At 68.1% G+C, this 18,352-nt stretch carries 27 protein-coding genes; 9 read left to right on the top strand and 18 right to left on the bottom strand.

All coding sequences use genetic code 11. The annotated features are described in order from the left end of the window. Positions 1-6: 6 nt before the first annotated feature. From AC5Y4Q_RS03835 to AC5Y4Q_RS03805, 7 genes are read right to left on the bottom strand one after another with little or no spacing between them, the layout of a single operon-like run. On the bottom strand, positions 7-363 hold the full coding sequence (locus AC5Y4Q_RS03835) for a sodium:proton antiporter (RefSeq protein WP_064921767.1): 357 nt from the start codon (positions 361-363) through the stop codon (positions 7-9). Further along, the gene (locus tag AC5Y4Q_RS03830) at positions 360-1,103 is read right to left on the bottom strand and encodes an MnhB domain-containing protein (protein WP_235663851.1); all 744 of its coding nucleotides are present in this window, start codon (positions 1,101-1,103) and stop codon (positions 360-362) included. The genes AC5Y4Q_RS03835 and AC5Y4Q_RS03830 overlap by 4 nt, the downstream gene beginning before the upstream one ends. Continuing rightward, complete coding sequence (locus AC5Y4Q_RS03825; protein WP_125224338.1) at positions 1,100-1,351, bottom strand: Na(+)/H(+) antiporter subunit B; 252 nt, start codon at positions 1,349-1,351, stop codon at positions 1,100-1,102. The genes AC5Y4Q_RS03830 and AC5Y4Q_RS03825 overlap by 4 nt, the downstream gene beginning before the upstream one ends. Then, on the bottom strand, positions 1,348-1,641 hold the full coding sequence (locus tag AC5Y4Q_RS03820) for a monovalent cation/H(+) antiporter subunit G (RefSeq protein WP_125224337.1): 294 nt from the start codon (positions 1,639-1,641) through the stop codon (positions 1,348-1,350). The genes AC5Y4Q_RS03825 and AC5Y4Q_RS03820 overlap by 4 nt, the downstream gene beginning before the upstream one ends. After that, on the bottom strand, positions 1,638-1,892 hold the full coding sequence (locus tag AC5Y4Q_RS03815; protein ID WP_221740334.1) for an MrpF/PhaF family protein: 255 nt from the start codon (positions 1,890-1,892) through the stop codon (positions 1,638-1,640). The genes AC5Y4Q_RS03820 and AC5Y4Q_RS03815 overlap by 4 nt, the downstream gene beginning before the upstream one ends. Further along, positions 1,889-2,362 (bottom strand): hypothetical protein, encoded by a 474-nt coding sequence (locus AC5Y4Q_RS03810; RefSeq protein WP_499958033.1) that lies wholly within the window; start codon positions 2,360-2,362, stop codon positions 1,889-1,891. The genes AC5Y4Q_RS03815 and AC5Y4Q_RS03810 overlap by 4 nt, the downstream gene beginning before the upstream one ends. Continuing rightward, positions 2,346-2,759: a ChaB family protein gene (locus tag AC5Y4Q_RS03805; RefSeq protein WP_064921772.1), complete on the bottom strand. Its 414-nt coding sequence runs from the start codon at positions 2,757-2,759 to the stop codon at positions 2,346-2,348. Before AC5Y4Q_RS03805 ends, AC5Y4Q_RS03810 begins: the two co-directional genes overlap by 17 nt. Positions 2,760-2,868: 109 nt before the next feature. Here AC5Y4Q_RS03805 and AC5Y4Q_RS03800 point away from each other — a divergent pair, with 109 nt between their 5' ends. After that, on the top strand, positions 2,869-3,975 hold the full coding sequence (locus AC5Y4Q_RS03800; RefSeq protein WP_125224335.1) for an Rv2629 family ribosome hibernation factor: 1,107 nt from the start codon (positions 2,869-2,871) through the stop codon (positions 3,973-3,975). Positions 3,976-3,984: 9 nt separating this feature from the next. On the opposite strand, the gene AC5Y4Q_RS03795 is transcribed toward AC5Y4Q_RS03800, so the two are convergent. The 5 genes from AC5Y4Q_RS03795 to AC5Y4Q_RS03775 form a co-directional block, all read right to left on the bottom strand. Further along, on the bottom strand, positions 3,985-5,610 hold the full coding sequence (locus tag AC5Y4Q_RS03795) for an HNH endonuclease signature motif containing protein (RefSeq protein ID WP_499958030.1): 1,626 nt from the start codon (positions 5,608-5,610) through the stop codon (positions 3,985-3,987). A 185-nt stretch (positions 5,611-5,795) separates the two neighbouring features. After that, positions 5,796-6,794, bottom strand: coding sequence for an SDR family oxidoreductase (locus tag AC5Y4Q_RS03790; RefSeq protein ID WP_064921775.1), 999 nt, complete (start codon positions 6,792-6,794; stop codon positions 5,796-5,798). After that, positions 6,791-8,464 (bottom strand): GMC family oxidoreductase, encoded by a 1,674-nt coding sequence (locus AC5Y4Q_RS03785; RefSeq protein WP_499958028.1) that lies wholly within the window; start codon positions 8,462-8,464, stop codon positions 6,791-6,793. The genes AC5Y4Q_RS03790 and AC5Y4Q_RS03785 overlap by 4 nt, the downstream gene beginning before the upstream one ends. Further along, positions 8,464-9,210 (bottom strand): gluconate 2-dehydrogenase subunit 3 family protein, encoded by a 747-nt coding sequence (locus AC5Y4Q_RS03780; protein WP_499958026.1) that lies wholly within the window; start codon positions 9,208-9,210, stop codon positions 8,464-8,466. The genes AC5Y4Q_RS03785 and AC5Y4Q_RS03780 overlap by 1 nt, the downstream gene beginning before the upstream one ends. Positions 9,211-9,217: 7 nt before the next feature. After that, positions 9,218-9,715 (bottom strand): hypothetical protein, encoded by a 498-nt coding sequence (locus AC5Y4Q_RS03775; protein WP_064921777.1) that lies wholly within the window; start codon positions 9,713-9,715, stop codon positions 9,218-9,220. Between the two features lie 142 nt (positions 9,716-9,857). Between AC5Y4Q_RS03775 and AC5Y4Q_RS03770 the strand changes: the two genes are divergently transcribed. From AC5Y4Q_RS03770 to AC5Y4Q_RS03750, 5 genes are all read left to right on the top strand, one after another. Then, the gene (locus AC5Y4Q_RS03770; protein WP_082952610.1) at positions 9,858-10,091 is read left to right on the top strand and encodes a hypothetical protein; all 234 of its coding nucleotides are present in this window, start codon (positions 9,858-9,860) and stop codon (positions 10,089-10,091) included. Positions 10,092-10,106: 15 nt separating this feature from the next. Continuing rightward, complete coding sequence (locus tag AC5Y4Q_RS03765; protein WP_221740335.1) at positions 10,107-10,262, top strand: DUF6131 family protein; 156 nt, start codon at positions 10,107-10,109, stop codon at positions 10,260-10,262. Positions 10,263-10,375: 113 nt separating this feature from the next. After that, positions 10,376-11,332, top strand: coding sequence for a sensor histidine kinase (locus tag AC5Y4Q_RS03760; protein ID WP_064921778.1), 957 nt, complete (start codon positions 10,376-10,378; stop codon positions 11,330-11,332). Further along, positions 11,332-12,159 (top strand): MEDS domain-containing protein, encoded by an 828-nt coding sequence (locus AC5Y4Q_RS03755; protein ID WP_064921779.1) that lies wholly within the window; start codon positions 11,332-11,334, stop codon positions 12,157-12,159. Before AC5Y4Q_RS03760 ends, AC5Y4Q_RS03755 begins: the two co-directional genes overlap by 1 nt. A 43-nt stretch (positions 12,160-12,202) precedes the next feature. Next, positions 12,203-13,063: a cyclopropane mycolic acid synthase family methyltransferase gene (locus tag AC5Y4Q_RS03750; RefSeq protein WP_064921780.1), complete on the top strand. Its 861-nt coding sequence runs from the start codon at positions 12,203-12,205 to the stop codon at positions 13,061-13,063. An 11-nt stretch (positions 13,064-13,074) separates the two neighbouring features. Here the strand turns inward: AC5Y4Q_RS03750 and AC5Y4Q_RS03745 are convergent, their stop codons facing one another. The 3 genes from AC5Y4Q_RS03745 to AC5Y4Q_RS03735 all read right to left on the bottom strand — a co-directional run bounded on the left by AC5Y4Q_RS03745 (position 13,075) and on the right by AC5Y4Q_RS03735 (position 14,330). Further along, positions 13,075-13,434: a J domain-containing protein gene (locus tag AC5Y4Q_RS03745; RefSeq protein WP_499958022.1), complete on the bottom strand. Its 360-nt coding sequence runs from the start codon at positions 13,432-13,434 to the stop codon at positions 13,075-13,077. Between the two features lie 127 nt (positions 13,435-13,561). Then, positions 13,562-13,864 carry a hypothetical protein gene (locus AC5Y4Q_RS03740; protein ID WP_499958020.1) on the bottom strand — a complete coding sequence of 101 codons (303 nt, stop codon included), beginning with the start codon at positions 13,862-13,864 and terminating at the stop codon, positions 13,562-13,564. Between the two features lie 43 nt (positions 13,865-13,907). Further along, entirely contained in the window at positions 13,908-14,330 is a 423-nt protein-coding gene (locus tag AC5Y4Q_RS03735) for an Hsp20/alpha crystallin family protein (RefSeq protein ID WP_064921820.1), read from the bottom strand. A gap of 125 nt (positions 14,331-14,455) precedes the next feature. Between AC5Y4Q_RS03735 and AC5Y4Q_RS03730 the strand changes: the two genes are divergently transcribed. Together AC5Y4Q_RS03730 and AC5Y4Q_RS03725 are read left to right on the top strand one after the other, a co-directional pair. After that, positions 14,456-14,854, top strand: a complete 399-nt coding sequence (locus AC5Y4Q_RS03730) for a MerR family transcriptional regulator (protein ID WP_064921821.1) — start codon at positions 14,456-14,458, stop codon at positions 14,852-14,854. Next, positions 14,854-15,066, top strand: a complete 213-nt coding sequence (locus AC5Y4Q_RS03725) for an Rv3202a family protein (protein WP_499958017.1) — start codon at positions 14,854-14,856, stop codon at positions 15,064-15,066. Before AC5Y4Q_RS03730 ends, AC5Y4Q_RS03725 begins: the two co-directional genes overlap by 1 nt. Positions 15,067-15,077: 11 nt before the next feature. Here the strand turns inward: AC5Y4Q_RS03725 and AC5Y4Q_RS03720 are convergent, their stop codons facing one another. From AC5Y4Q_RS03720 to AC5Y4Q_RS03710, 3 genes are read right to left on the bottom strand one after another with little or no spacing between them, the layout of a single operon-like run. Further along, complete coding sequence (locus tag AC5Y4Q_RS03720) at positions 15,078-15,299, bottom strand: CDGSH iron-sulfur domain-containing protein (protein ID WP_499958015.1); 222 nt, start codon at positions 15,297-15,299, stop codon at positions 15,078-15,080. Then, on the bottom strand, positions 15,296-15,991 hold the full coding sequence (locus tag AC5Y4Q_RS03715; RefSeq protein ID WP_267887749.1) for a HemK2/MTQ2 family protein methyltransferase: 696 nt from the start codon (positions 15,989-15,991) through the stop codon (positions 15,296-15,298). Before AC5Y4Q_RS03715 ends, AC5Y4Q_RS03720 begins: the two co-directional genes overlap by 4 nt. A gap of 43 nt (positions 15,992-16,034) precedes the next feature. Continuing rightward, positions 16,035-17,087, bottom strand: coding sequence for an LLM class flavin-dependent oxidoreductase (locus tag AC5Y4Q_RS03710; RefSeq protein WP_125224331.1), 1,053 nt, complete (start codon positions 17,085-17,087; stop codon positions 16,035-16,037). Positions 17,088-17,159: 72 nt separating this feature from the next. Between AC5Y4Q_RS03710 and AC5Y4Q_RS03705 the strand changes: the two genes are divergently transcribed. Continuing rightward, positions 17,160-18,338 (top strand): phosphatidylserine decarboxylase, encoded by a 1,179-nt coding sequence (locus AC5Y4Q_RS03705; RefSeq protein WP_499958012.1) that lies wholly within the window; start codon positions 17,160-17,162, stop codon positions 18,336-18,338. Positions 18,339-18,352: the final 14 nt, after the last annotated feature.

The following is an 18,352-nucleotide window of genomic DNA, read 5'->3' as shown; positions in this document are numbered from 1 at the left end:
CGCGGCTCAGCCCCGCAGCGCCGACAACTGATCCGGGTCCAGGGTGTGGTGGCGCTTGTGGACCTGGATCGCCAACGCCAGCAGCAGCGCGGTGACGGTGGCCTGAATGACGATGTCGGTCAAGGTCATCGCCTGCACCACGGGATCCACCACCGGCGCAGGCTGGCCGGGGCCGGTGGTGGGGTCGACGAAGATCGGCGGCGCCGCGCCCTGCTGGTAGCCGACGGTCAGTAGCAGCAGGTAGGTACCGGCCTGCGCCACCGACAAGCACACCACCGCGTGAATCAGGTTGCGGCTGCGCACGATTCCGAACGACCCGATCAGCACCAGCCAGCCCGCCACCCCGTAGATGTAGCTGCTCACGAGCGTTCCCGCTTTCGCGCGACGGTGATCTCTTGGGCCAGGAACTGCGCCAGGAGCACCGTCATGCCGCACGCCACCGCCACCCCGACCGCTGCGTTGAGCAGCGGTACCGACCCGGAAGAAAGCAGTTGACCGCGCGTGCCGGTCGGCAACACGTTGAGCAGGAACGCTCCGCTGGTGAGCAAGCCGGCGATTCCGATGCCGGCGAACGCCGCCGCGCCCAGTGCCTCGCCGATATCGAAGACGTTGACCGGGCGCAGCCGGTCCAGCGCCCGGAAGCTTCCGGTGACGTAGAGCAGGTGCAGGCCGGTGGCCAGCACCACGCCGCCCTGAAAGCCGCCGCCCGGTGTCAGGTGACCGTGGACCACCACGTCGAGTCCTACCGCCAGCGTCACCGGCAGCAGCAGGTAGCCGACCAATCGGGTGGCGTCCAGGGCGGCACTGCGGCCGCTATCGTGGTATTCGCGCTCCTCGACGGTCGGACGCAGCAGCGCCATCACACCGGTCACCGAGGCGACCAGGATCGTCTCCTCGCCGAAGGTGTCGAGGGCGCGCTGGTCGAAGTTCACTGACGCGACCACGTTGGCGGTGGCGTGGGAAAACGCTTCCCGCACTGCGAGATCCCGATACAGGTGGTGCTGCTGCCCGAACGCGGGAAGGTCGGCGAATCCCAGCCACAGCAGTAGGCCCAGGCCGGCCGCGCCGGCGAGGAACAGCACCGTCCGCCCCGCGCGGGTCACCGGCCGGTCTCCCGGTGCCGGCGCTGCACCGCGCGGACGGTGAGCATGACCATCAGCGGCACCACCACTCCGCCGATCAGCAATTGGGACAACGCCACGTCGGGCGCCTGCAGCACCACGAACAAGATGGTCAGCGCCAACCCGAACACCGCCAGCACCAGCGCCTGCCGGTGCGGGTCAGCGGTCAGGGCGACGAGAGTCCCGGTGACGCCGACCAGCGTGACCGAGACCAGGATCAGCACCGTCATGGCGGCGAATCTCCTTTCACCACACCGGCTTCCTGCGCGGTCAGCCGGGCGGTGGCCGCCGACATCGCCGGCGCGGTGAGCAACACCAGCGCGACGATCACCGCGACCATCGCAGCTGCCTCGGTGGCGCCGCGGTGCAGGATCAGGCCCAGTCCGGTCAGCGGGAAACCGACCGATGTGGTGACGGTCAGCAGGTGCAGTTGGTCGACCACGTCGTGCAGCAGGGCTGCCATCAGCGCGCAGCCGGCCATCACCGCCACACCGGCGAAGACCAGCACCCAGGCGATCACGGTCGCCCCGCCAACAACCGGGCATAGACAAGGGTCCCGGGAAAGGTGACCAGCGCCAACACCAGTGGGACGATCAGGCTCCAGTCTTGACGCCAGGACACCGCCAGCAGCATCAGGATCGCGATGGCGCTGACGCCGGCGAATTCCAGACCGACCAGGCGCCGCCGGGGAGCGCCACGCGCGGCCATCCAGACACCGGGCAGAAAGACCCCGCCCTGCAATATCAGCGCGGCCAGTTCCCCCGGGCTCACCGTCCCACCGCCGTCTCCAGCGTGCCCGGGCGCTGCCCGACCCGGTGCACCAGCACCGTCTGGGCGGCAGTGTCGAGCACCACGGTTCCCGGCGTGGTGGCCAGCGCCAGCGTCGCGGCCGCCCGGCGACCGGCCGCCACCGGCGCCGGCTCGTCGGGCAATGTCACCGGGGCGATCGCCGACCGGGCACGCCGCGCCGGCACCAGCACGTAGGCCCACACCTGCGCGGTTTGCGTGAGTAGCTCGCCGGTTACTGTCGGCGCCCAGCACAGCCATCCCGGCCGGAACCGCCAGCTACCGGAGTTCGCCCGCCGGGCCGCTCGGGCGGCGACGGCACACGGAAATGTGCACAGCGCCGCCGCGGCCAGCTCCGCGGCGGTGCGCTGGGTCAGCGTCACCACCCATAGCGCGGCGGCGACCAGCCACCACAGCAGGGTTTCGCCGACCGCTCTGCTACCGGCCGCGGACACGGCGGTTGTGCTTCTTGATCGCCGTGACCAGTTCCGATTTCCGCATCGTCGAGCGCCCGTGGATGTCCAGCCGCCGGGCGACGTCGAGCAGGTGCTGCTTGCTGGCGTTGGCATCAACGCCCTCGGCGGACGGCCCCGAGCTGTTCGGCCCTCCGCCGGCCGCACGCTTGTCGGAGGGGCCGCGCTTCTTCTTGGGCTCCCAATGGTCTCCGACCTTCTCGAAACTGTGCTTGAGCGCCGCGTAGGCGACCCGGTGCGCGCGCTGCTCACTGCCGTACTCCTTGGCGGCCGCGTCGTGCGCTTTGGCGAAGGTGCGTTGCGCCTTGGCGCTGGAGCGTTGCAGCGTGCTGGGCAACTCGCTTTGCTTGGCGGCGCCGCGCTTCGTCGTCTTGGGCATGAGACCTCCAATCAGCCAGTCTGTGCTGCATACCCGCCGTAACGGCTCGGCAACCATTTCCGGCGGCGTGCACGTTTGCCGGGGCGAAGACCGGGCAACCCGAATAGCCGTGGACGCCGAACGCTTCCGTCAATTGCTCACCGGCCGTGCCCCGTTCATCTCGGTGTACTTCGAGGACTCGCACGACACCGAGGACGCGGCAACCAAGCTCGAACTCACCTGGCGTGAGGTGAGCGAACAGCTCACGCGACAGGGTGTGGACCAGCGGCTCGTCGGTGACATCGAACGCGCCGTGATGGACTTGCGGCCACCGGTCGGCAAGAGTGGCCGTGCGGTGATCGCCGATGCCGACGGCGTGGTACTCAACGAACATCTGCAGGTTCCGGCCGCGACCACTGTCCGGCTGTCGCGACTGCCCTACCTCGTCCCGGTCGTCGAGCACGGCTACGAGTACCCGAATTACGTGTTGGCCGAGGTCGACCAGACCGGCGCCGACATCACCGTTCACGCCAACGGCGCACTGCGCTCGGAAACCGTTGACGGTGGCGGGTATCCGGTACACAAGGCGGCCGGGGCCGAGACGCCGGGTTATGGCGATCCGCAGCCGCATGCCGAGGAAGCCGCCCGCAAGAACGTCCGCGCCGTCGCCACCCGGATCGCCGAACTCGCCGGCAGTGCCGAGATCGACGCGGTGTTCGTCGTGGGCGAGGTGCAGTCACGCTCGGCACTGCTGGAAGCCCTACCGAAACGGATCGCCGGCCTGGCATGCGAGCTCTCCGTCGGCGCCCGGCACAGTGGGCACGACTCCGGCGAAGTACAGAACGCGATCGAAGCCGAATGCCTGCGGCGGCAACTCGCCCACATTCAGGCCACGGTGCAACGCTTCACCGCCGAATCGGGCCGGCTCTCCGGCTTGGCGGTCGAAGGGCTTGCCGCGGTGTGCGCCGGGCTGAGCCAGGGCGCGGTGGAGACGCTGATCATCGGCGACATGGGTGATGCGACCGTGGTCGCCGACTCAGACCTGACGGTCACCGCGGCGGACCCGGACATGCTCTCCGAATACGGTGCCGCCCCGGCACATACGCTACGAGCAGATGAGGCCCTGCCCTGGGGGGCGATTGCGATCGGTGCGGCCATCGTCGGCGGCGGTGAGGCGGTCGATCCGGCGGACGGCGTCGCGGCGGTGCTGCGCTACCCGCCGACCGCCTCGGCCTGAAGCGGGTCGTCATCCGGCTTCCGCCCAGTCGTCGTCTTCGACGAGGTGTGGTGGGGGGTGGCCCTGGACGGGCACGGCTTCGTAGGAGGCCTCGTCGAACAGTGGGTCGTCGAGTACCGGGTCGTCGCGAACCGGGTCGTCGGGCCACGGCCACTCGTCGTCGGGCCATAGCCATTCGACGTCGGGCGGTGGCTGCTCCTCGGGCGGCGAGCGGCGAGGGTAGTCGATGACGGCTTCGATGAAGTGGAAGGGGTTGATCCGGGGTTGGCCGTGGTCGAGTTTGGGTGGCGGGATCCATTCGACCCGGCCGGTCTGGCCGAGTCGGGTGGTCCAGCCTTGCTCGCTGGCCATCCGGTTGTCGGGCGCGCACGCTAGCGCGAGGGAATCGATGTCGGTGTGGCCGTTGTTCGCCCAATCGTGTTCCAGGTGGTGCGCCTGGGACAGGTATCCCGAGACCGTGCACCCGGGTCGGGTACAGCCGCGATCGCGTGCGTGCAACACGATGCGCTGATCGGCTGAGGCGATCCGCTTGGAGCGGCCCAGCCACAGCGCGCGGCCTTGGCCGTCGAAGATCGTCAGGTACTGATAGGCGTGGGAGGCCATCCGCAGCAGATCACCCATCGGCAACAAGGAGCCGCCGGCGGTGTGGGCTTTGCCGCAGATGCGGGGTTCGACCGCCTCGGTCGGTGACTGCAGGGCTGGGTGCTCGGCTGCGGCCTGTAACTCGGCCAGGGTGGTTGAGACGATCACCGTGACCGGCAGGCCGTTGAGCTGCCCGAGATCCCCACAGGCCAGCACCGCCCGCAACGCCGCCAACAGCGCATCGTGCTGGCGTTGGTCGCGGGTGCGGTGATCACCCTGGATCTGCTCCTGGCTCGGCGTGCCACTGACACAGGGGTTTTCATCGGCGGAATTGCACATCCCGGGTGCTCCCAGTTTGGCCAGCACCGGTTCCAGGGTGGCCCGCAACTCCGGGGTGATCGTGCCGGACAGGGTGCTCATCCCATCGGGGCGTTGCGGCCCCAGCCGCAGCCCGCGCCGGGCCTGGCGTTCACGGTCGTCGGGCTCGTCGCCGTCTTGATCCAGCACCGCGATCAGGTGAACAGCCAGGCGTTGAAAGGTTTCCGGGCCGAACAAGGTGGCCAACTCCACCAGGTCACGCTCGGCGCGCTCCCGATCAGCCACCGGCACCCCGGCCGGGATCTTGGCCATCGCCTTACGGGCGATCGCCACCTGCTCGGGGCCGACCTGCCCGGCGGCCTGGGCCGCGGCCAGCGCCGGCAGCACCGGTTCCAGGGGCTCGCCGGTGATCGCGGTGCGCGGGCCCAACTCGGCGGCGTCATCGACGCGCCGCCGGGCCTCTTTCGTGCTGATCCGCAACCGCTCACTCAAGGCCTTGGTCAGCGAGCACCCCGCCAACACCTCCCCATGGCCCTCCGCCACCAGCCGGGCCAAGATCTGATGATCGATCACCGGCGCCTGCCACGCCAACGCTTCGCGGCGGGCCAGCACCTCCACCAACTCCTCGGGAGTCAACGCATCAAACGAACACTGCGCCAACCGGGCAGCAATCGCCTCCTGCTCATCGAGACATCCCATGATGGTGTCCCGATCCGCGAATGCATCCCTACCCACAATTCGAACACTAGTGCGAACCACCGACAAAAAACCGGCCCGGGAATTTAAGAAGCCAGTAAGGAATTCGCTTGTCGCGCAGAGGCGGGCAATCACCCCATCGGCCCAGTAAGCCGCTCCGCTCCAACGCCGTCGCGCGGGGGCCGACCCACCGGCGTGCGGGCAGCCGAGCCAGCCGCCCAGCATCAACGCCGGCGCGCAGCCAGCACGCCGGCCCCCGCTACACCCAGCGCAGTCGCGGCCCCGGCGACCAGCCCGGCGTGCCGGGACGCCCAGACCTGCGGGCTGTGCGCATGCGAGGAGTCGTCGAACTCGCCGCGAGCGCCGTGATCGGTGGCGGCGTCCGCCGGCTGCCACAGGTTCTGCACGGCGGTGCCGTCAACGTATTCGCCCGTCTGCTGCGAGTCATAGCCGGTGCGGGCCAGATAGCGGTCCAGCAGGGGGGCGGCGAACTTCTGCGCCAGCAAGGTGGCAACGGTGCTCTCCCCGACCCAGTACTGCTTGCGCCGGGGATGATCTGCCGCTCGCAGCACGGCCCGCGCCACCAACTCCGGCTGGTAGATCGGCGGCACCGGCTGCGGGTGGCGAGGCAGCCGGGACAGCACCCAGGAGAACTGCGGGGTGTTGACCGCCGGCATCTGAACGATCGTGATGTTCACCTTCGAGCCTTCGTGCAGCAGCTCGCAGCGCACCGATTCGGTGAAGCCGTTAACGGCGTGCTTGGCTCCGCAATACGCCGATTGCAGCGGGATCGACCGCTCCCCCAGTGCTGAGCCCACCTGCACCACGGTGCCGTGGTCACGTGGCTTCATCCGCGCCAGCGCCACCATGGTGCCGTAGACGAATCCGAGGTAGCAGACCTCGGTCACCCGTTTGAACTCCTCGGGACCGATCTCGCTGAACGGCGCGAACACCGAGGTGAAGGCGACGTTGACCCAGATGTCGATCGGGCCGAACTCGGCTTCGACGCGGTCGGCGGCGGCCTCCACGGCCGCGTAGTCGGCCACATCGGTCGGGATGGCCAGCGCGGCCCCACCGGCGGTCTCGACATCGCTTGCGGCACCGCGTAATCCGGCTTCGCCACGGGCGAGCAGGGCCACCCTGTCCCCGCGCGCGCCGAACTGCTGCGCGACGGCGCGGCCTATTCCGGCGCTGGCCCCGGTGATGACGACGGTCTGGGTCATGGCTGGAATCCCTTCTGCAGAATGCGCTTTCCGGCAAGCCGCTCGGCGAGCCGGGAGGCCAGCGCCATGATGGTCAGTGCCGGGTTGGCCGACCCCTGGGTCGGGCACACCGAGCCGTCGGAGAGGAACAGGTTGGGCACCCCCCACACCCGGTGGTCGGAGTCGACGACGGAGTTCTCCGGTGCGGTGCCCATCCGGGCGCCGCCGATCAGGTGGGCATAGCGCTGGATGGTCAGCACATCTTGTGCGCCGGCCGCGTGCAGGATGTCGGTGATCACCTTGGTGGAGTACTCCATGTTCGCCTTGTCGTTGTCGCAGCGGCTGTAATCCATTCGGGCCACCGGGATCCCGTACACGTCGGTCTCGTCGGCCAGGGTGACCCTGTTGTCCGGCAGCGGGAGCAATTCGTTGAGCACGCCGATCGTGCTCCAGTGGTTGTAGTCGCGCATGTATTCGCGCAACGCCCGCCCCCAGTGGCCGTCGGCCAGCACGTGCTCAGACCAGCCGATCGGCAACGGCGACACGGTCTGGATGGAGAATCCGCGGGCGAATCCACGGGCGGTGTCGGTTTCGTAGAACTGCTCGCTGCTCACCTGCGGCGGCGGCGCCTTGTACATCCGCAGCTCCTCCGGCCATCGGCCCGCGGTCTGGGCAGCGCCTTGGACCATGACGTAACGGCCGACCTGGTCGTCGTTGTTTCCCAGCCCGTGCGGAAAGCGGGGACTGGCCGAATTCAGCAGCAGCCGTGGGGTCTCGATGGAGTATCCCGCGACGGCGACGACCTTGGCGCGCTGCAGGTGCTCCCTGCCGTGGTTGTCGTAATAGACGACGCCACGCGCCGCCCCGGCGTCATCGAGTTCGATGCGGGCGGCCATGGAATCCGCCCGGATCTCCACACCGTGCGCCAGTGCGTCGGGAAGATGGGTGACGTACGGGCTGGCCTTGGCGTTGACCTTGCAGCCCTGCAGGCAGTAGCCGCGGTAGATGCAGTGCGGACGGTTTCCGAAAGTGCCGTTGACGATTCCGACCGGGCCCACCCGCATCTCGATCCCGAGCGTACAGGCGCCCTCCCACAGCTTGGAGGCGGCACCGGAGATCGGGTGCGGCGACGCGGGATAGCGGTGCGGATAGCCCCACGGCCAGTTCTGTCCCGCCACCGGCAGTTCGGCCTCCAGCACCTCGTAGTGGCGGCGAATGTCCTCGTAGCAGATCGGCCAGTCCACCCCGACCCCGTCGAGGCTGCGCGTGCGCAGATCGCTGGGGTGGAACCGCGGGCAGTAGCCGGCATAGTGCACCATCGAGCCGCCGACTCCCCGGCCGGAGTTGTTCTTGCCCAACTCGATCGGGTCGTCACCGCCGATGATGCGCTTCTGTGTCCAGTACAGCGGGTGCGATCCGGCTTCGTCGGAGACCCAGTCGCTGTCGGGGTGCCAGAAGGGACCCGCCTCGATGATCACGATGCGCCAGCCGGCCCGCGCCAGACGTTGCGCCAGCACCGATCCCCCGGCGCCCGCGCCGACGACCACGAGGTCGACTTCGTCATCGGTGGCATACCGGCACATCGTCTTCTCGCCGGGCAGCTCCCGCGACTGCACATCCAGAAGGAACCGTGAGTCATTGGCGGGTGGGCCCAGCGATCCCTTGAGCAGGCCGCGCCAGAAATCGCCCACTACAGGCCCTCGTCTCGCACCAGCTCCACCGGGTCCTCACCGGTGGCGCCGCGCGTCTCGAAAGGTTCGCGCACCGCCGCCGGTCCGCTCGGCCCGCCCAGTCGCATGAAGCCGCGCGGGTACGCCGGCCCGCCGAACCCGATCTCATTCCACGCCCAGGGGTGTGAATAGAACGCCGACAAGGTCATCCGCATACACACCGACCAAGCACGGCTCACGTTCAACTGCGACCAACTGCCGCCCTGCAGCCAGCCCCGCGAGAAGGCATCGACCAGCGCCAGTTGGGTGGCCACCTCGGTGGCGGCGAACGAGGGCCTGCCGTACCGGTCCCGGGCGGACTCGTCCAAGCCTTTGAGCGTCAGGCGCCAGGTGTCCCGGTCATCCGGCATGTCGGCGTACTGGTAGCCGTCGAGCTGGCCGTCGGCCAGTTTGGCGTCGACGAATTCGGCCACCGGCACCCGCGGCTCGTGGTCTTGGGCCAGCACGATGTCGCAGAATGCCCGCAGGGTGGGCTCCTCAGCGGCGGAGAAGAAGCGCAGCGGCCCCGGCGGCTCCAGCCGGGCCAGCACCACCTTCTGCGTGGCCTCGTCCCAGCTGTCTTGGGTTTGCAGTACGTCGAAATCCGGGTAGCGCCCGATCATCTGCGGCGTGGTGCCGCGGCGTTGTCGCGGCAGCCAGGACGGGTGTGGGGGTTGGCGGTCGGCCCGCAGGTTCGGCAGGTGGTCCGGAAGCGAGGTGTCGGCCATGGGCACCTCAGCGTTCGCGGCGCAGCACCGCGGCCAACAGGCCCATCCCGCCGACCATCGCCATCAGGCCAGGCGCGGCGATCGGCGGACCCATCGGAACGTTGTAGGACGCCATCTTCCAGCCTCCGGGCTTGCGCGCCACCCCGCGAGCGTGCAGGTACTCACCCAGCAGTCCGTTGGCGGCGTAGACCGCGGCGGTCAACGGCAGCCAGCGTTTGGCCCAGCGGCGGGAGAACACCCCCCCGATTCCGGCGGCCACCACCGGCGGCGTCACCAGCACCGGGCTCCACATCCACTTGTTGCCGAAGCCGGCTTTGTAATGCTCGAGATAGATCTCGGCGGTTGTCACCACCGCGGCGAACGCGGTCATCGCCGACAACGACCTCTCGAAGCGGCCGTGTGCCACGTTGCGCAGCATGTGATCGACGAGGTCTCCGGCTTCGCCGATCCACTCCGCGTGACTGCCCGTCCGCAAACCGGATTCGCCGGTACCCAGCAGCATCATCTGCGCTCCGTTCCTGTGAAAGGTTTCGCCGATTCGGCCGCAGTACCCCGCTGCTGGCGGCGCCAAACATCCCATGCGGGTGCCAGGTTTCAACCGCGGCAGAAGCGGGAATTGAACGGTGTATTAGGTGAATGGAGGACGGATGCGGATCGGTGGGTTAGCCGGTGCGATTGTGCTGATATGGCTGCTTATCGGCGTCTTCGCCGCATGGCAGCGCGATTATTTCCACGGGGGTCAAACCAGTTGTGCGACTGCCGGAACCATCGCTGTCACTACCCTGGCGGGCCCCTTGAACTATGCCGGTTACAACCCGGTGGTGACGGATTGTCATTTGCCGCAACCCTCTTCCCTGGGTGTGGTCGGCCAAGTTGTCTGAAAGAAGGGATTGGTGATGATTGCGCTCGGAGTGATCCTCCTTATTCTGGCGCTCGTTTTCAAGATCAACGTGTTGTGGACGATCGGAATCATTCTCCTGGTTGTCGGCGCCATACTGTGGATTCTGGGTGCGGTCGGCCGTCCGGTCGCCGGCCGTCGGTACTGGTATTGACCGGTACCGACCCGGTTGAGCCACGGCCGTTTGCCCTCCTCGCGTTGTCCGGGCAGCGTTAGACTGGTGAGGTTCTGCGCGCCCGCTCACGTTGGATGACAGGGGCACTTGCGATGACTGTCGCTGCCGAAGATGATCCCGGCTCCTTCAGGCATATCGCGCTGTTCTACCGGTCACCGCGCGAATACCTCGATTATCTGGTGCCGTTCATCCTCGACGGTGTTGCCGCCGGACTCCCCGTTCTTGTGGGCGTGCCGGAACCCAAGCTCTCGCTGCTGCGCGGTGCCCTGCCCGCGGGAGCCGCCGAGGCCGTGACGCTGGTGGACATGAGCCAGGTGGGGCGTAACCCCGGGCACATCCTGGGCGGGGTGTTGGGGACGTTTGCCGCCCGTCATCGGTCGGGGCCGATGCGGATGGTCGGCGAGCCGATCTGGAATGGTCGCTCCGCGCTGGAGTATCCGGCTTGCGTGCAGCACGAGGCGCTGATCAACCGGGCGTTCACCGGGCGTGACATCACCTTGTTCTGCCCTTACGACGCAACGCATCTGGACTCCGACATTCTCGTCGACGCCGAGATCACCCACCCGCGCCTGGACGGTGCCGGGCGTCCGGAGCGAACGAGCGCGGGCTTCGCCCCCGAGGCGGCCTGGGTACGCTACAACGAACCGCTGCCCAGCAGCCCGACGGCGGCCAGCTACACCGTGAATCGGCTCAGAGATCTGTCCGGCGCCCGGGCGTTCTCCGCCAAATACGCCCGCTGGTTCGGCTTCTCCACCGCCGACATCGCCGATCTGCAATTGATCGTCAACGAGCTGGCATCCAACAGCCTGCAGCACGGGCGCGGACCATGCACGGTGGCGCTCTGGGAGACCGACGGCCAATTGATCTGCCAGGTGCGCGACTCCGGACACCTGGCGGATCCGATGGCCGGCCGGCGGCCGGTCACGCATCAAGACCATCAGGGGTTCGGGCTGTTCGTGGTCAACGCGACCGCGGACCTGGTACGCATCCACACCGCGTCAAGCGGCACCACCGTGCAAGCGCACCTGCGGATGAGGGAGGCGGCGTGATGGGAACCGCCCGGGCCGACCCGTCGGGCGAATTCGGACACATCGGCTGGCAATACCGCGACCGCGACGAGTTCCTCTGCCGCGCCGCCGAATACATCGCGATCGGCTTGAATCTGGACCAGCGCGTGGTCTACGTCGGCGACGACGAACCCGCGCGGCTCCGGGCCAGCCTGGCTGCTGCCGGCCTCGGCGCTGCCGCCGACGAGGTGGAGCTCAAGACCCTGCCGGAGCACTTCGGGTTCCGCGGCGACGTGGTCGATGCCGAGTCCATGGCCGAACGCTATGCGGCCGCCGCGATCGCAGCGGTCGCAGACGGTTACAGCGGTCTGCGGGTCGTCATCGACGTGACGCCGGTGGTTCGGACGCCGGCCCAGCGCGACGCCCAGTCGGCCCTGGAGTTCCTCGGGGACCGGCGGATCTCCACGCTGCCCGTCGCGGCGTTGTGCGGCTACGACATCTCGGAACTCGGCGACGCCGTTGCCGGGTTGTTGTGCCTGCACCCGGGGGCCGGGCCGACTTCGGTTCCGTTCCAGCTCTACACCCAACCCGCCCGGCGCAATGCCATCGCACTCGCCGGCAACCTCGACGCCGCCAGCGAGGCTCTGTTCGCCACCACCTTGCAGCGAATCCTGCCGCTGCTGTCGCCCGGAACACTCGACATCGACGCGCGGGAGCTGGAATTCATCGGCCACCGACAGCTCGTCCTGCTCGACCGGTGCTGTGCCGCCCATGACCGGGTGGCCGTGCTGCGCAGCAATCGCCCGACCGTGCAACGGCTGTTCGACATCATCGGCTTCGACAACGTCCGGATCGACACGGCGGTGTGAGGGTCTCCCGCGCGGCCACATCTGGGTGTACCCTCAGGGATCGATGCCTGAGTTGGAGCCCAAGTACGCTGAACTGCAGTCGATCTACGACATCTCGAATGAGTTCTTCGAGCTGTTTCTCGGCCCGACGATGGGCTATACCTGCGGGTATTACCAGCATCCGGATACCACCCGAGACGAGGCACAGAACGCGAAGTTCGACCTGGCTTTGGGCAAGCTGGGGCTGCAGCCGGGCATGACACTGTTGGATATCGGCTGCGGCTGGGGCGGCGGAATGAGGCGCGCCCTGGAAGAATTCGATGTCAATGTCATCGGGCTGACGCTCAGTGAGCGGCAACGCGAATATGCCCTGGCCAAGCTGGCCGACCTCGCTACCCGCCGCACGGTGCAGGTGCGTCTACAGGGCTGGGAGGAATTCGACGAGCCGGTGGATCGCATCGTATCCATCGGCGCCTTCGAACACTTCGGCCACAAGCGCTACCCCGACTTCTTCGCCATGGCCCACCGCGTTCTGCCGACCGACGGAGTGATGCTGCTGCACACCATCACCGCAATCACCCAGGACGACGCCCAGCGGCTAGGCCTTCCGCTGACCATGAGCATGGCCCGGTTCAACAAGTTCATCATGACCGAGATCTTCCCCGGCGGTCAGCTGCCGACGGTGTCTATGGTCGCCGACCGCGCGACGGAAGCCGGCTTCACCGTCGGCCGCATCCACGAGATCGGGCCCAACTATGTGCGGACGCTGCAGGATTGGGCCGACGCCCTGGCCGCCCACAAGGACCAAGCGATCGCCGTGCAGTCACAAGAGGTCTATGACCGCTACGACAAGTACCTCAACGGCTGCGTCCAGCTGTTCCGCGACGGCTACACCAGCGTCCACCAGTTCACGCTGCAGAAGTGACACCGCCGGGGTCAGTGATCCCGTCCGCGGTGCCGGCGCACCGGCCCCGCCCACAGGTCTTTGCGGCGTTCCGCAGCGGCCGCCCGACCGTGGGTGACCCGGATCTTCACCGGCCCTTGGGCATTCGCGGCGGGGCGCCCTGAACCTGGCGGATCGGCGCCGGCGTTCCGGCGGCCGCCGTGCCGCAACGCGTCATATGCCCGCAGCAGCTGCTGCAGCTGTGCCTCGGCATCGCCGGGCGGCCGAGAACGCGCATAGCCGGTGTCGGGGTGCAGGGCGCGCAACTTGGTGCGGAAGGCGTGGCTGATCTGAGCTGGAGTGGCCGAAGGCGTCACTCCCAGTACGGCATAGGGATCAAGGCTTTCGCTCATCGCGCCACCAAGCTCACTGAGGCAACCGAGGAAGAACTCTCCTGGTGTAGGCCGGCGTGGCCCCGCTGTCGGGAGAGCAACACACAGCGGGGCCACGCCGAACTCCGGTGTTCATCGTGTGGGGCCATCACCTCCCCTGTGCAGGCGGACAAATCCGGCGGGCGTCCGGAGGCGACCGCTGCGTCGGCCACACCTGCGTGTTACGCCGCCGGGTGGCCGACCGGTGCGCCCGGCGGGCCGGTGGTGGCGCGCCCGGCCGCGCGGGCCCGGCGCTACAAAGGGCGAGCTTCGGGGTTCGGAGCCGGGTGGCGGGCATCTCGGTGCGGACCGCGTAGCAGTGCTCCGGGGCGGTCAGCAGTTGCAGCCATTCGGCGCGCACGATGCGCTCCGCCTCGTCGAGCACGTGGGCGGTTAACGTGTCGGTGGTCATTCTGCTCACCTCCTTCACACGGCCGCCACCCGGCCCCTCGCAATCAGGCGTTGATGGCCCGCTCGCCGTGTCCACTGGCGACTTTGATCCGGCGCGGCTTCGCCTTCTCCGCAACCGGAATGGTCAGCCGAAGCACCCCGTCCTGGTAGCTGGCCTCGATCTGCTCGGCGTCGAGGTTGTCGCCCAGGAACAGCTGACGGCTGAAGACGCCGCGCGGCCGCTCCGCCGACACCATCTCCCGGTTCTGATCAAGGCCGGGCCGTTCGGCGTGCACGGTCAGCACGTTGCGTTCGACGTCGAGATCCAAGGAGTCTTCCGCCACTCCGGGCAAGTCGAACTCGACGATGAACTGGTCTCCGTCGCGCCAGGCGTCCATGGGCATGACCGCCGGCCGGGCCGCGGTGCCCAGTACCTGCTGGGTCCAACGGTCGAGATCACGGAACGGGTCGGTACGCATCAACATCATCTCCACCTCCTCGAATGTTGGCATATTATCTGTGTCTGCCGACATAGATTTTTATATAGCACGGGTGGTAGGTTCGTGCAAGAGGATTTTCTCGCGAGTGGAAGCGACGTATGTTGGTCGAAGACATGAGTGCCCGATCCGGGCTTGGGGTATACAGCATTTCCGTGGCTGCAGAGTTGTCCGGTATCGGTCCGCAGACGCTGCGACTCTACGAGCGACGCGGGCTGCTCACCCCGGCGCGCACCGCGGGCGGGACGCGCCGTTACAGCGATGACGACTTGTCGCGGCTGCAGCGCATCCTGGAGCTGGTCGGTGACGGGGTCAACGTGGCCGGTATCGGGGAGATCCTCAGCCTGGAAGCCCGCAACGCCCGCCTTGAGTCGGAGAACACCAGGCTGGAGTCGGACAACAACCGGCTGAGGTTGGACAACACTCAACTGAAGTCGGACTATGCCCTGCTCGTCGCCGAGCGGGCAGAACGACGAGACCGGGACGCGCGAGCGCGGAAACGAAAGGGGTCATGATGACGAACGCTGAGGGGCTGCCGCCGACCGACGACGTTCCGGAGGCCGATCTGGCCGAACAGCGGACCTCTGCCGACGCCACCGACGAGGAGGCAGGGCTGAACCCCGCCCACCTGCCAAACGCCGACGAGGTCGACGCCAACCCCGCCGACCTGATCGACCAAGCGATCAGCGTTCCGTTGTCCGACGACGACTACGACATAGAACAGTAGCGGCAGACCCGTCACCCGGGCTCGGCCACCTCGCCCTCGACGTGGTGGCGGGACGGTTCCCGTCGCCGGTGGCTGGTGTCGCAGAGCGGATAATTGCGGCTGCGCCCGCAGGCGCAGATGGCGACCATGAACCGGTCCGATTCGACGACGCCCTCGGGGGTCTCGATGCGTACCGGCCCGGGGACCAGGACCGGGCCATTGCGGACCGGGCGAACCACCCGTGGTTCGGTCACGGCTTGTCCGCCCGGATCACCACCAGCTGCTCTTCGCGGCAGCCGCGGGGCATCCGCCCGGTGCGTTCCAGCCAGCCGGCCCGCGCCGAGAGCACCGGACCAAACGGAATCCACCGGGACGCCACGATGTCGGCGTCCAAGCCGCTGTCCCGCAGGACTTTCAGGGACCGGCCGGCGTCGGCCAGTGCCGACTGCACCAACAGCACCGAACCACCACTGCGCAACAGCCTGGCGGCCGAGCGGCACAGCGGGTCGAGGACGATCCGGCCGTCGACGCCACCGTTCCACGACCACTCCGGGCCGCCGGCGGCCGGGATCGGGTCCGCATGCCGCGGGGTGGGCACATACGGCGGGTTGGACACGATCAGGTCGAACGGCTCGCAGGCCAACGCGCCGGTCCACGGGCCCTGCCGGATCTCCACGTCCACCCCGGCGGCGCGCGCGTTGTCCCGGGAGCACCGCACCGCAACGGGACAGATGTCGAATGCGGTGACGCTGCCGGCGCCCATATCGGCCGCCGCGATCGCCACCACCCCTGAGCCGGTGCACAGATCGAGCACCCGGCCGCGGCGGGCCAGGCCCGACGATTCCATCGTCTCGATGAGCAGGTGCGAATCCTGCTGCGGGGCATAGACGCCGAGCGGAGTCAGCAGATCGGTCCTGGTCGCGGGAGTAGCGGCAATCGGGTTCACCCAGCCGGTTTACCCGGCCACCACCGCGGACAAACGCCGTTGATCACTCACGCAACGCGGGCAACACTTCGGTGCCGTAGGTACGAAGTGCGCCGCCCGGATCGGCACCGCCGACGTTCATCATCACGACGACGGTGGCCCCGAGCGCACGCATCGCCTTCATCCGACGCACATGCACCGCCGGATCCGACGACACCGCCCCCATCAGCTTCCACTTGGTGTCGGACACCTGCGCCCCCAACCGCCCGACCTCGCCGGGGTCATGGATGTCGTCGGCGTAGTTCGCGTCGACCAGCGCCGCCTTCCACACCCGGGAATGTTCGAGTGCGGCATCGTCGGTCTCCGCCCACGACATCAGCCCCTGCACGATGATCTCTCCGGGCGGCTTCGCCGCGTCCTCGCAAGCCTTTCGGTAGGCGCCGATCACGGCCGGCGCCTTGGCCGGGTCGCCCAGCGTCCAGACGCCGTCGGCGAGCCGGCCCGCGATAGCGGCCGCACGCGGCCCGAACGCGGACATGAACACCGGCGGGCGGCGCTCGACGTCGAGGTAGATCCGGGCGCCGTCGGTCCGGAAATGGCGGCCCCGGAAATCGACGGTTTCGCCGTTGAGCAGCCGGACGATGATCTCCAGGGCCTCTTCGGTGCGGCACTGCTGTTCGGCGACGCTCGGCCAGTCCAGCCCGGCCGGGACCTCGTTCATCGCCTCGCCGGATCCGACCCCCAGGAACGTCCGGCCCGGATACAGCGATTCCAGGGTCGCGACCTGCTGCGCGACGACGACCGGGTTGTAGCGGTGCACCAGGCCGGTTACCGCGGTACCGAGAGCCACGTTGCGGGTCGCGTGCCCTGCCGCACCCAACCACACCCAGGCGTTGCCGCAGGCGGCGGGCGGGCCGCTGGCCGGATCCCACCAGGGCGCGAGGTGATCGGAGCAGCAGACGCCGTCGAAGCCGGCGTTCTCCGCCTCCACCGCCTGCCGCAGCAACTCCGGTGGCGAGAACCGCTCGTGGCCCAAGGCGGCAAAGTACGCGACGTCGTCGGGCTGGCGCCGGCGCGCCCACAGCACTCCCCGGACCGCGTCGACGACTCCGTGCATGCGCCTCCGCGTACCCGCCGGTGCCCCAGGGCAAACGGTTGACGGGACCGCCGCGGTGGGTATGTCCACCGCATGAGCGAGCCGGACGCGATCACCGACAAACTGCAGGAGGCACTGGGCCGTCAGCAGGGCCTGGCAGAGCTGGTCGAACAGTCGCTGCGCAAGGCCAGGCAACGCGCGCAAGCCGACCTGCGCCCGGCGCTGTTCGAGGCGTTGGAATGGCCTTGTGACATCGGTGAATACCAGGATTACCTGCGGCGCTTCGTCAGGTGGGTGCCGCAGGAGTCGCCGGCGAAGGCCTGGACCGAACAGGGCCAGACCCAAGAGGTCAGCGACCGGATGAGCCACTTCTACTTCCTGGTCGACCAGGAGATCGGCGACCAGACACTGCAGCACTGCGACATCTTCCGGGAGTGGCTGACCGAGTTCGCCAAGCAGTGGGGCAACTTCCTCGACACGCCGGAGTCGTTCAGCCCGGAGGCGCTGAAGTCGTTCATCGCCAACGCACCGGAATACCGCGTCGAGGAGTCCCTGGTCGATGGCGCCCCCAACGCGCCCAGCGGCTGGCTGACCGCCAACCAGTTCATCGCCCGCGAACTCAACGGCGGGCTGCGCCCGATCGCCGAGCCGGGCAGCAACCTGGTGATCACCTCACCGGCCGACTGCCGTTTCCAGCACGCCTTCGACATCGATGCCGACTCGAACATCCCGGCCATCACGCTGAAGAACCAAAGGTTCGGCAACATCAAGCAACTCATGGAAGGCAGCGCCTACCGCGAGAGCTTCGCCGGCGGCACCTTCGTGCATTACATGTTGCCGGTGCACGCCTATCACCGTTATCACCTGCCGGTCGATGGTCTGGTCCGGGAGTCGTTCCGCATCAACGGTGAAGTGTTCCTGCGAGTGTCCATCGAAGACCACGAGTTGCAGGCCAGCGACAGCGCCAGCACCGGTTACGAGTTCTCCCAGACCCGTGGCGTGGTGACCGTCGATACGTCGCGGTCGGCGGCCGGCGACCTCGGCCTGGTCGCGATCATCCCGGTGGGCATGGCGCACGTGTCGTCGGTGGTGCTCACCGGGGTCGAAGGCCGGCACATGGCCAAAGGCGAAGAGTTCGGCTACTTCCAGTTCGGCGGGTCGGACATCATCATCTTGTTCCAGGACGGCGTCGATCCGCAGATCGATACCAGCGAAGACTTCCGGCTGGTCGGCACCCCGGTGGCCCGCTGCACGCCGCTCCCCCGCAACTGATCTGCCCGGGCATA

The sequence above is a fragment of the Mycobacterium sp. NGS16 genome (assembly GCF_059813225.1).
The sequence above is the reverse complement of the archived record's forward strand: the minus strand, read 5'-3'. Positions and strand labels throughout refer to the sequence as shown.

What these genes read in the sequence shown, in the direction of transcription:
- AC5Y4Q_RS03705 (WP_499958012.1), top strand. Translation starts at nt 17,160, where the DNA reads ATGAGCGAGCCGGACGCGATCACCGACAAACTGCAGGAGGCACTGGGC.
- AC5Y4Q_RS03725 (WP_499958017.1), top strand. Translation starts at nt 14,854, where the DNA reads ATGACGAACGCTGAGGGGCTGCCGCCGACCGACGACGTTCCGGAGGCC.
- AC5Y4Q_RS03735 (WP_064921820.1), bottom strand. Translation starts at nt 14,330, where the DNA reads ATGATGTTGATGCGTACCGACCCGTTCCGTGATCTCGACCGTTGGACC.
- AC5Y4Q_RS03770 (WP_082952610.1), top strand. Translation starts at nt 9,858, where the DNA reads ATGCGGATCGGTGGGTTAGCCGGTGCGATTGTGCTGATATGGCTGCTT.
- AC5Y4Q_RS03730 (WP_064921821.1), top strand. Translation starts at nt 14,456, where the DNA reads ATGAGTGCCCGATCCGGGCTTGGGGTATACAGCATTTCCGTGGCTGCA.
- AC5Y4Q_RS03805 (WP_064921772.1), bottom strand. Translation starts at nt 2,759, where the DNA reads ATGCCCAAGACGACGAAGCGCGGCGCCGCCAAGCAAAGCGAGTTGCCC.
- AC5Y4Q_RS03760 (WP_064921778.1), top strand. Translation starts at nt 10,376, where the DNA reads ATGACTGTCGCTGCCGAAGATGATCCCGGCTCCTTCAGGCATATCGCG.
- AC5Y4Q_RS03710 (WP_125224331.1), bottom strand. Translation starts at nt 17,087, where the DNA reads ATGCACGGAGTCGTCGACGCGGTCCGGGGAGTGCTGTGGGCGCGCCGG.
- AC5Y4Q_RS03745 (WP_499958022.1), bottom strand. Translation starts at nt 13,434, where the DNA reads ATGAGCGAAAGCCTTGATCCCTATGCCGTACTGGGAGTGACGCCTTCG.
- AC5Y4Q_RS03790 (WP_064921775.1), bottom strand. Translation starts at nt 6,794, where the DNA reads ATGACCCAGACCGTCGTCATCACCGGGGCCAGCGCCGGAATAGGCCGC.
- AC5Y4Q_RS03825 (WP_125224338.1), bottom strand. Translation starts at nt 1,351, where the DNA reads ATGACGGTGCTGATCCTGGTCTCGGTCACGCTGGTCGGCGTCACCGGG.
- AC5Y4Q_RS03750 (WP_064921780.1), top strand. Translation starts at nt 12,203, where the DNA reads ATGCCTGAGTTGGAGCCCAAGTACGCTGAACTGCAGTCGATCTACGAC.
- AC5Y4Q_RS03775 (WP_064921777.1), bottom strand. Translation starts at nt 9,715, where the DNA reads ATGATGCTGCTGGGTACCGGCGAATCCGGTTTGCGGACGGGCAGTCAC.
- AC5Y4Q_RS03765 (WP_221740335.1), top strand. Translation starts at nt 10,107, where the DNA reads ATGATTGCGCTCGGAGTGATCCTCCTTATTCTGGCGCTCGTTTTCAAG.
- AC5Y4Q_RS03780 (WP_499958026.1), bottom strand. Translation starts at nt 9,210, where the DNA reads ATGGCCGACACCTCGCTTCCGGACCACCTGCCGAACCTGCGGGCCGAC.
- AC5Y4Q_RS03740 (WP_499958020.1), bottom strand. Translation starts at nt 13,864, where the DNA reads ATGACCACCGACACGTTAACCGCCCACGTGCTCGACGAGGCGGAGCGC.
- AC5Y4Q_RS03755 (WP_064921779.1), top strand. Translation starts at nt 11,332, where the DNA reads ATGGGAACCGCCCGGGCCGACCCGTCGGGCGAATTCGGACACATCGGC.